At 62.5% G+C, this 9953-nt stretch carries 9 protein-coding genes, 1 other RNA gene and 1 riboswitch; of the genes, 2 read left to right on the top strand and 8 right to left on the bottom strand.

The features are described 5' to 3' along the window. Positions 1–275 precede the first annotated feature (275 nt). The 8 genes from ACO41U_RS08920 to ACO41U_RS08885 form a co-directional block, all read right to left on the bottom strand. Positions 276–1064 carry an ABC transporter ATP-binding protein gene (locus tag ACO41U_RS08920; RefSeq protein WP_485943271.1) on the bottom strand — a complete coding sequence of 263 codons (789 nt, stop codon included), beginning with the start codon at positions 1062–1064 and terminating at the stop codon, positions 276–278. Between the two features lies 1 nt (position 1065). Continuing rightward, positions 1066–2037 (bottom strand): FecCD family ABC transporter permease, encoded by a 972-nt coding sequence (locus ACO41U_RS08915; protein ID WP_485943269.1) that lies wholly within the window; start codon positions 2035–2037, stop codon positions 1066–1068. 32 nt (positions 2038–2069) lie between these two features. Continuing rightward, the gene (locus ACO41U_RS08910) at positions 2070–3155 is read right to left on the bottom strand and encodes an ABC transporter substrate-binding protein (RefSeq protein WP_485943267.1); all 1086 of its coding nucleotides are present in this window, start codon (positions 3153–3155) and stop codon (positions 2070–2072) included. A 76-nt stretch (positions 3156–3231) separates the two neighbouring features. Beyond that, complete coding sequence (locus tag ACO41U_RS08905; protein WP_485943265.1) at positions 3232–3861, bottom strand: ABC transporter ATP-binding protein; 630 nt, start codon at positions 3859–3861, stop codon at positions 3232–3234. Continuing rightward, positions 3854–4723 carry an ATP-binding cassette domain-containing protein gene (locus ACO41U_RS08900; RefSeq protein ID WP_485943263.1) on the bottom strand — a complete coding sequence of 290 codons (870 nt, stop codon included), beginning with the start codon at positions 4721–4723 and terminating at the stop codon, positions 3854–3856. Before ACO41U_RS08900 ends, ACO41U_RS08905 begins: the two co-directional genes overlap by 8 nt. A gap of 12 nt (positions 4724–4735) precedes the next feature. Further along, positions 4736–5590, bottom strand: coding sequence for an ABC transporter permease (locus ACO41U_RS08895; RefSeq protein ID WP_485943261.1), 855 nt, complete (start codon positions 5588–5590; stop codon positions 4736–4738). Further along, the gene (locus ACO41U_RS08890; protein ID WP_485943259.1) at positions 5583–6572 is read right to left on the bottom strand and encodes an ABC transporter permease; all 990 of its coding nucleotides are present in this window, start codon (positions 6570–6572) and stop codon (positions 5583–5585) included. Before ACO41U_RS08890 ends, ACO41U_RS08895 begins: the two co-directional genes overlap by 8 nt. 24 nt (positions 6573–6596) lie before the next feature. Beyond that, entirely contained in the window at positions 6597–8150 is a 1554-nt protein-coding gene (locus ACO41U_RS08885; protein ID WP_485943257.1) for an ABC transporter substrate-binding protein, read from the bottom strand. A 168-nt stretch (positions 8151–8318) separates the two neighbouring features. Next, positions 8319–8569, bottom strand: a riboswitch (cobalamin riboswitch). Positions 8570–8786: 217 nt separating this feature from the next. On the opposite strand from ACO41U_RS08885, the gene smpB reads away from it, so the two are divergent. Together smpB and ssrA are read left to right on the top strand one after the other, a co-directional pair. Continuing rightward, on the top strand, positions 8787–9260 hold the full coding sequence (gene smpB, locus ACO41U_RS08880; protein ID WP_485943255.1) for an SsrA-binding protein SmpB: 474 nt from the start codon (positions 8787–8789) through the stop codon (positions 9258–9260). A 76-nt stretch (positions 9261–9336) separates the two neighbouring features. Further along, positions 9337–9690, top strand: a transfer-messenger RNA (tmRNA) gene (gene ssrA, locus ACO41U_RS08875). The last annotated feature ends 263 nt before the right edge of the window (positions 9691–9953 follow it).

Raw genomic sequence — 9953 nt, 5'->3', positions numbered from 1 at the left:
GGAAGTCCCCCGGACTTCCTTCGCCCTCAGCCGACCGACACGACGCCGACCGCCTGGCGGCGTCCGTAAGTCGTGTCGTCTGGCCGAACCCCTCCGGTTCGCTGACGCAACCCGTCTCCCCTTTCGTAAGTGAGACAGCAGATCTCTGATTTGCGTCGTCGAACTTAGGGGCTTCATCAGGGGAGGCAATCCATATAAAACGCGATTTGGTATAATCAGTGCTTCCTTAAGCAAGTTCAGGGGGAATGGTACGTGGGGGTGAAGTGCGCGGCGCGTTATGCAAGCGACAGCGGAACCACGATGTCGTAAAGTTCTCCCCTGTCTTCGATCTTGCGGATCGCGGCGTGCACTCCAAAGGCGCTGCGGATGTTCTCCACCGTCACGACTTCATTCACTGGGCCATAGAGGTTTGTCCCATCCCGATTCAAGAGCAGGGCCTTGTCCGCCAGCCTCATGGCGTGGTCAGGAAAATGCGTGTTCAGCACAACGGACTTGCCAAGGTCGTGCGCCAGGTGACGAATGACCTCCAGGATCACCAGCTGGTTGTGAAAGTCCAGGTTGGACTCCGGCTCGTCCATCACCAGCAGGGATGGTTGCGTCGTCAGCGCGCGAGCGATCAGGACCATCTGCAGTTCGCCGCCGCTCATGCGATTGCAGGGCTTATCCTTCAGGTGCAGGATTCCCGTTTCCTCCATGCACTCCATGGCGATTCTCTCGTCGTCAGGCCCCGGCTGCTTGAACGCTCCAAGGTGCGCACTTCGCCCAAGGAGCGTCATTTCATACGCCGTATAGGGGAAGCCAGCCGTTCTCGCCTGCGGCACGTAAGCCATCTTTCTCCATATCTGTCGAGGGGTGAACGACGAGAGTTCGCGTCCGTCGATAAAGGTCCCTCCGTCACGCCATGGCAGGAAACCCATCATGCAACGAAGCATCGTCGTTTTCCCCGCCCCGTTTGCCCCCAGAACCGCCAGCACCTCTCCCGGCTCTATGCGGAACGAGATGTCGCGCAGGAGGAGCGAGCCGCGACGATAGCCGAAACAGCCATTCTCGACCGCAAAGATCATTTCATGCCCCCTCCTGCGTGGAGCGCAACAGCATGATGAACACGGGGGCGCCCACGATGGCCGTAAGGATCGAAACCGGTATCTCCGCGGCGGTAACGCTCCGCGCCACCGTGTCAACACAGAGCGTAAACGCTGCGCCGAACGACAGGCTGAGGGGGATGATGCGTTGATTGCTGCCGCCGCCGACCATGCGCGCAAGGTGCGGGATCAGGAGGCCGATCCATCCAATCTTGCCGCACATCGAAACGCAGGAAGCCGTCATCGCCGCTGCCGCAAAGATGACCGTGAAGCGCATGGCTCTCAGGTGAATGCCCATGGAACGCGCTTCGTCCTCGCCGAGGGAGAGGATGTTGAGTCGCCAGCGCAGCAGAAATATAGTCAAAAGCCCGGCGCCGATCATCGGCGTTCCAAGCGCCAGCGTGTAGTAGTTGGAGGCCGACAGGCTGCCCATCAGCCAATAGGTAATGGTCGGCAGCGCTTCCTCGGGGTCGGCGACGTATTTCAGGAGCGAGAGCAATCCGTCGAACAGCGCGGAGATGACGATGCCGGCCAGCACGATCATCACGATCGTGCTCTGTCTCCGAATCCTTGCCGCCGCCCATGTCAGGAGCACGGCGATCAAGCCGAAGACCAAAGCCGTTGCCTGCACGGCCAGCAGGTTCCAGCGAAGCATCAGAGCGATCACGGCCCCGCAGGAGGCGGCGCTGGCCACGCCAAGCGTGTCTGGCACCGCCAGCGGATTGTTGAACAAGCTCTGAAAGGCTGCGCCGGACACGGCCAGCGCCGCACCGCATAAAGCGCCTTGCAGGATGCGGGGCAGGCGAATTTTGAACACTACGGCAAACTGCATGGCGTCGACTTTTTCTCCCGTCAGCGGCGAGAAGAGGACGTGGAGCGTTTCCCACAGGCTGATGGAGTACCGCCCCACGCCGAGGCAAAGGAGTGCCGTCAAGAGGGGAAGGGCAAGCAGCAAAAGCGCGCCTGCCCTCCTTGAAGATAGAGCCATCAGTTGAAGATGGCGGCCTCGCGTCCGGGGTGCAGTATCTTGGCGATGTCCTCGTCCGTTGGCTCGTAGTGGTAGAATTTTTGATAGTAATCCCTAAGTTCCTTCGCGATATCGACGTCGCTGAACAGCTCCGGATGCAGTTGCTGGGCAACCCACAGGATGCAGAGCGGGGTGTCGCCGGACGGCGGATACCAGCGATAGATGCCCAGAGGAAACTTGTAGACGCGCTTGTTTTTCACAGCGCTTACCAGACCCCAGTCGTAGCCGGCGATCTTGTTCTCGTAGAAATCCTCAGGCACATAGGGGCAGAAATTGTTGATCAGTATGACCTCCGGGTCCCACTCGTAGACCTGTTCGAGGTTGACGCCCTTTTGGCCGTCAATCTCCGCCGCTACGTTCACCGCCCCGCACTCGCGCAGATAGAACTCGGAATAGTGGTTCGAGCCCGACGCCACGAGCTGGTTTCCGCTGTAGCCGGCAAAGATAACCGCCTTGGGGCGCTTGAGGTCGCCCGCCGCAGCGAGGCGCTCCCGCACCATTTCAAGCGTCTTCGCGCCATAGTCCGCGACGCCCGCCGTTCCCTCGCCTGCGCCAAAGATCCTTTCAAGATAGCCCAGCCAGTCGGCAATCGTCCCCAGCGGGTCGCCATGATACTTTTCTGTGCGGAAACACACGGCAGGAAGCCCGATGCGGCGATAGGCTTCCCCCTCCTCCGGACGCGCAGCGTTGTAGAACACGACGTCCGGCTTCAACTTCAGAACTTCCTCGACGTTCACCTCGCCGCCCTTCATGAAGTCGGAAGGAATATCGAGGATTTTCGGAAACATCTTTGCAAGGTAGGAGTACCGTGCCGCCACCTTCGTGCCGTCTGAGATGCCGATCAATCCTGTAATGCCGCCGCGATAGAGGCAGTACACGCTCGTCAAAGGCATGATGGACGTGATGAGAACACGTTCCGGCGAGCGCGGCACCGTCACCTCCTGCCCGCTGTCGTCCACAAACTTGACGAACTCGGCGCCCAGCGCGCCTTGCGCGCACAGCACACAGCACAAAAACGCCAAAAAACCTCTCTTGAAAGACCTCAACCTGTTGCCCTCCTTAAAAATAAAATATACCTCCCCGATCCGTTCTGCGCCTCGCGCACCGGGGGCGCAGGCAACGTCACAGGCTGCTGCGGTCCACCTGCACGTGATTCAGCTCTGGAATGTGGATGATGCGGTCCGCGACGCGCTCCGCCAGAGCGCGGTTGTGCGTTATCGCCACCACGGCCATGCCATGCCGCTCCGCGTAATGCAGCACGAAGCGCCAAATGTGCGCCTGGCTCAAGGCGTCCAGCATCGTCGTCATCTCGTCGGCGATCAAGACGCGCGTTTCGCTCCGCATGACGCGCGCCACGCAGAAGCGCTGCAGCTCGCCGCCCGACAGCTCGATGGGCCAGCGATCGTACCACAGGGGCCGGATGCCCATCTCGCGCAGGACGCCTTCGTCCAGCGCTCCGGCCTCGAACAGGGACTGCCGCATCTTCCAACGCGGGTTGAGCGCCCGCTCCGGGTGCTGGTAGATCAACTGAACGGGGCAGTAGCCGCGCCTGGGCAGCGGGGCACTGTTCCACAGCACCGTGCCCTCCGCGGGGCGTTCGTACCCGGCCATGAGCTTTGCCAACGTGCTCTTGCCGTAGCCGCTGGGGCCAAGGATGGCGATGCGCTCCCCATCGGCGACCTTAAGGCTCACGTCCTTCAGGACCCACGGTCCGCCCCCGTAACGAAACCCGACGTTCTTGACCTCAAGCATCGCTGCACCTGCACCTCATCGTTTCCTCGTCCACGTCCCACGTCGCTTCGCTTGCCCCGCACGCGGGGCAGCGCTCCAGGGAGAACCCGTTCTGGGGCAGAGACCGAAACAGGGCGCGGCTGTAAGGGTGCTTCAAGCCGGCGCCGTCCCCGCTGAAGGCCGCCGCCGCGGCGGTTTCCACGACGCGGCCCTCGTGGAAAATCGCGACCTTATCCGCCACGCCAAGCGCCAAATCGATGTCGTGCGTGATGAGGAGGATGCCCTTCCCCTGGTCCGCCATGACGCGAAAGTCCTTCAGCGCCTCGATGGCCAGCTCCAGGTCCAGTCCAGGTGTCGGCTCGTCCGCAATCAGAAGCTCCGGGTCGGCGACGAACGCCGTGGACAGGAGGACGCGCCGGGCCATTCCGCCCGAAAGCTGAAAGGGATAGGAATCCGCCGTCTCGCGCTTCAGGTTGAAGTGACGAAAGGCCGCCCGTTGCCTCTCCCGAGCGCTTTCCCCCGCCGTGCCGCACACCTGGTCTCCCACGCGCATCAGCGGATCGAGGTAGGCAACGGACTGTGGGATGAACGCGATCTCCCGCCCGCGCAGGCGGGACTTCATCCCGTCCGTCATGACCGCGCCGCGGTAGAACATCTCGCCGCGAACGCGCGCGTTGTCGGGCAGGATCCCCAGCACCGCGTGAGCCAGCAGGCTCTTGCCGGAGCCGCTCGACCCAACGACGGCCAGGATCTCTCCACGCTCCAACGACACGCTCAGGTCGGTGATGGCGCAGTAGTCCACCCTCTCAAGGTGCGTGTCGTAGCTCTCGAAGCTCACGGCCAGGTGGCACACTCTCAGGAGGCTGTCTTTCAATTCGCCCATCTCCAGTCCCCCCTACTCCCTCGCAGCGTGCGGGTCGACGAACACCCGCAGGCTGTCGCCTACGACGTCGAAAAGCTGTACGACGAGGAGCAGCGCCAGGCCGGGGAAGAACGCCAGCCACCACATGCCGGCCGCCAGGTGTCGCATGGACTCCGCGAGGATGACGCCCATGGCCGGCGTGTCGAGCGGCAGGCCGTAGCCCAGAAACGTGATGCCGGCCTCGTGAAGGATCGCGTGCGGAAACAGCAGGATCAGGCCGACGGCGTACTGTGGAAATACGTGAGGGACGATGTGCCGCAGAGCGATGTGGAGCGGACCCTTTCCCATCTTCCGCGCGACCTGCACGTACTGCGCGGAGCGGATCTGGAGGATTTCCGCGCGGATGAGGCGCGTCAGGTTCGGCCAGTGCGTGACGGCGACGCCCGTGATGACGCCCGCGGCGCCTCCTCCGGCGGCGATGGAGATGAGGATGAGCAGGATCAGGTGTGGCACGCCCATGCACAGGTCAACGCAGTAGCTGACGACGGAGTCCGCCCAGCCGCCGAAGACGGCGGACAGGCTCCCCAGGACCAGCGCGATGACCGAGCTGATGACCGCAGCCATCAGGCCGATGCGGATGCTGAGCGACAGGCCCGCGACGACGCGAAAGAACATGTCGCGCCCCAGGCTGTCGGTCCCGAAGGGATGGTCGGCACAGGGGGCGACGTACCGCGCCGAGTAGTTGGGGCCATAGTCGCCGGGGCCAAGGAGCGATCCCCAGACGAAGATCCCCGCGAGGAGGATAGCCCCCAGCCCAATCGCACAGAGCGTCCTGCGGCGGCGATTCAGCCACGGGCCGCGCACCGCCTTGACGGCTGCTTCAGCCATGGGCTTTCTCCCCCTCCCGAATGTGCGGGTCGATCAACCCGTAGAGGACGTTCGCGGCCAGGTTCCCCGCGAAGACGAAGAGCACGCTGAAGAGGGCGATGCCCATCAGGAGCGGCGCGTCCGCGTGCAGTCCGGCCTCGACGGCGGTGCTGCCCAGGCCGGGGTAGGAGAACACCTTCTCCGCCAACACGGAGCCGCCGAATATCTCGCTGACCGAGGCGAACTGCAGCGTGACCGCCGGCAGGGCGATGTTGCGCAGGCCGTGGCGCCGGATGATCTGCCACAGCGCCTCGCCGCGGGCGCGGGCGAAGAGGACGTATTCGCTGTCCAGCACGTCGATCAGCTTCTGCCGGGTGTGCAGCGCGATGTTTGCCACGCCGGTGATCGACAGCGTCAACGCAGGGAGGGCGAGGTGGTGCAGCCGTTCGGCCCACGTCGTTTCCGCAGCCACGCGCCCGATGGGGATGGAGAGCCCCAGGGGGAACCACTGCAGCTGCACGGCGAACACGATCAGGATCAAGAGTCCGAGCCAAAACGCCGGGGTCGAGGCCAGAAGCAGGCTGAAGGTCTTGATCACCCTGTCCGGCCAACCGCCCCGCCACGCGCCGGCGACGATCCCCAGGATCAGGCCCAGGACGCCGGACAGCGCCCAGGCCGTGCCCATCAGAAGCAGCGAGGCCTTGAAGCGCTCCGCCAGCACCTGCGACACCGGCTTGTGATGCGTTATGGACTGTCCGAGGTCGCCCCGCAGGGCCGCCGCCGCCCACTTGATGTAGCGCTCCAGGGGCGGTCGATTCAGGTCCCACTGCTCCTCGATATGGGCCCGCTGCTCCTCGGAAACGTTGACCTCGCCGAGGAAGGCATCGACTGCCTTCATGGGCGACGCCGTGACTAGAAAAAAGCTGAGCGCGGAACAGGACACGAGCAGGAGCAGCAGCCGCCCGAGAGACCCCGCGACGTACCGTGCGAATCCCTTACTCACGAACCCCTCTCCTTCCCCCTGGAATCATTCGCTCCAGCTCCACTCGTTCAGGTTCTCCAGCCCCGCCCGGCCCTGGTTCCTGGGCTTGACCCTTCCAAGCGGCGGTATCGTCAGCCCGTCGCGGACGAGGTAGCTGTCCTGGGGGCAGGCAACGTACAGGAACGGCACGTCTGCGTCCGCCAGTTCCTCGGCCTGCTGCCACAGCCTGTCGCTCTCATCCCGGTTCGTGGCGCGCAGCGCGCTGTCGATCAACGCATCGACCTCCGGATTGGAGTACGAGGGCGGATTGCCGATGGCGCCTTTGTTGATCTGCGAAGAGTGGTAATACAGGTAGAAGTCCGAAGGGCTGGGGTAGCCGATCGCCCAGCACGTCGGCGTGGCGCGGGCGTGGCGCGCTTCAACCCAGGGCGCGGATTGGGGGACGATGCGGATGCCGAGCGCTTTGGCGCTCTCCGCCACGGCGACGACCACGTTGTAGCGGGGCATGTCGTTGCTGCGGCCCCTGACCGTGAACTCCGCCTTCAGGCCGTCCTTCTCCCTGATGCCGTCGCCGTCGGAATCCACCCAGCCGGCCTCCTCAAGCATCTTCTTTGCCTCCTCCAGGCGTCCGTCCTCGAACGTCCGCTTCGAGGCCCAGGGCAGCCAGCCGCCGCCAATGGTGAAGGACGGCTTCCCCATCCCGCTCAGCGCCTGATCCACCAGAAGCTGGCGGCTGATGCCGACGTTCAGCGCGCGGCGGATGGCCGGGTCGCAGGTCACGTTGTTGCCCACCCTCTCATCCCCTGAGCCGACCCCTTCGGGGATGACGGGCAGGTTGATCGCCAGCGAGGTGAAGGTGTCGAACGTCAGGAGCTTCATGCCCGGAACCTCCTGTTTTGCGGCCGCGAACTCCGCCGGGATGAAGACGAAGTCCAGTTGTCCCGACTTCGCTGCCGCCAGCGCGGCGTCGTCGTCCACCTTAAGGATCGTCACTCGTTTGAAGGGGGACTTCCTGCCGTAATAGTGCGGATTGGGCTCCAGGATCATCTGCTGCCCGACCTGGAAGTCCACGATGCGCCACGCGCCGGAGCCCAGCGGCATGTCGCCGTACCCTTCCTTGTAAGCGTGTTTCGGCACGATGCCGACGTAACTCAGGATGTATGGAAAGAACGACCACGGACGGGAGAGCGTGAACTCCACCGTGCGGCTATCGATCGCCCGAACGCTCTCCATCATCGAGAGGTCCGCGGCCGACGCGGCGGCTTTCGTGCTCTCAAACGTGAAGACGACGTCCTCCGCCGTCAGGGGGTGGCCGTCGGCGAACTTCGCATCCTCGCGAATTTCATACGTGTACTTCAGCCCGTCTTCGCTGACCTTCTCGTCCGTCGCCAGGTCCTTCTCCAGCAGGTTGTCCCTGCCGGCCTTCAGCAAGTGGCAATGAAAGATGTCGACCGCCCAGACGCCATACCCGCGGACGGGGTCGAACTTCCCTGCCACCGCGTTGTCGCCGCCCGACACGACGATCTCGTCCTTCGCCATGGCCGTGCCGCAGAGGAGCACCATCGCCAGGGAAAGCGCCGCAAAAACCGTTCTCTTCATCGTTGCCTCCCAAAATCCCCAAAATAGTGAAAAACTCTTGCGGGCAGCAAGCCCGCACCTTGGGTGCGCCGCAGAAAAAACGCGCCGGCCCTCTGCGCTTCTGCAAGCGAGAAGGTCGGCGCGTCCGTTTTTACGCGCCAAGACGTCCGCCCCGGGCAGGGGGCCAACGTCCTCCGGAGGAAATGCGTAAGTCTCCTGACTTGCGATCCAGGGGGAGAACCCCCAGCGCCCGATGCCTGCCTTCCCACGGCCTGATGCCGCAGTGACTGACGTTCGTCATGGCGTCCCGAAGAGACGCTTCAGCATGGGCTCACGCTTACAGTGCCGGCCGCGCGGGGACTCTCACCCCATTCCATCTACACCGTCCCCACCGTATCGCGCGTCGGACAGGGAGGACGATGACACATTTCCATATACAAACAGCCTTTTGATACAATATGTCATTCTAATGGAACGTCCTCAAAAAATCAACAAGGCCGCCAGTTGCCCGTCGTGGCTCAGGGGGCATGTCCTCCCGTTTTTGGGGCGTTTGGCCTGAAGCGGGAACGGACAGCGGGGTTACAAAGAAAAGCCTCTTGTCAATGCAAGATTGTGTGATAGAATAAAGAGCTAAATGAAATTGGGGAGGAGGATGAGATGCCGGAGAAGGCGAATAAGACGGTGGCCCAGAACCGTAAGGCAAGGCATGATTATTTTATCGTTGACGCTTTCGAGTGCGGGATCGTCCTGACGGGGACGGAGATCAAGAGCGTCCGCGCCGGGAACCTGAACCTCAAGGATTCCTACGCCTCCCTGGAAGCGGGAGAGCTCTGGCTGGTGGGGATGCACATCTCCCCCTACGAGAAGGGGACGTATTACAATCACGAGCCGGAGCGACGGCGTAAGCTGCTCCTCCACCGCCACGAACTGTTGCGGTTGAAGGGCAGGGTCCGCGAGAAGGGCTTGACGCTGGTCCCTCTCTCCGTCTATATTAAGGAGGGGCGGCGAGCCAAGGTGGAACTGGCCCTGGCGCGAGGCAGGACGGCACACGACAAGCGGGACGCCATTGCGGACCGGGACGCGAAGCGGGACATGGCGCGTGCGGTGAGGCGCAACGGGCGGTACGATTGAGAGGACGGCTCTTCCCGTCATGCTGGCGGCTCGCCGTTCGTGTTGTCGGGAAGTTTATGATAAAGCCGGTTTTATTGGGGGCGACAGGTTTCGACGGCGCGTGGAGTGCCTGACAGAGCAGGTCGAGTTATGTCCGTAATCCTCGTTAAACATTCGGGCAGACGAATAAACGTCGATAACGATTACGCATTGGCGGCTTAGGCCTGCCACGTCGAAGGATGAGCTCGTCTGTTGGCTCGCCGGAGACGTCATTTTAGACAGATGCTTCGCTCACAGTCGGATCTTGCTGGGGTGAAAAAGACCAGAGGTCTTGGAAGAAGGAAGGCCGTTTTCTGCCTCACCTTTGACGACAATTAAAAGAAAACTAAGCCTGTAGCGCTGTCACGCTGGCCCACGTCGGACGGGGGTTCAATTCCCCCCGCCTCCACCAGAAGGAATCCTCGGCTCAATGCTTGGCATGTCGAGGTTAATTTTAAAGAAGGGCCTTTCCCAACAGAAGGAAAGGCCCTTTTGGTAACAGAAGAGCGGAGAGCGAGAGGAGCTGGGAAAGATGAACGTGGCCCACATGGAAAACGCAAAGACCCGAAAAAACCTGTACCGCCGCATCCACGCGCTTTCGGAGGAAAACCTGCAATCCCTTGTCCATTACCTGAATGAGCTCGAAAGTGGAGAGGCCCATGAGCCCAATGAAGA

The sequence above is a fragment of the Fretibacterium sp. genome (assembly GCF_057312375.1).
This window is presented reverse-complemented; position numbering and strand designations above follow the sequence as displayed.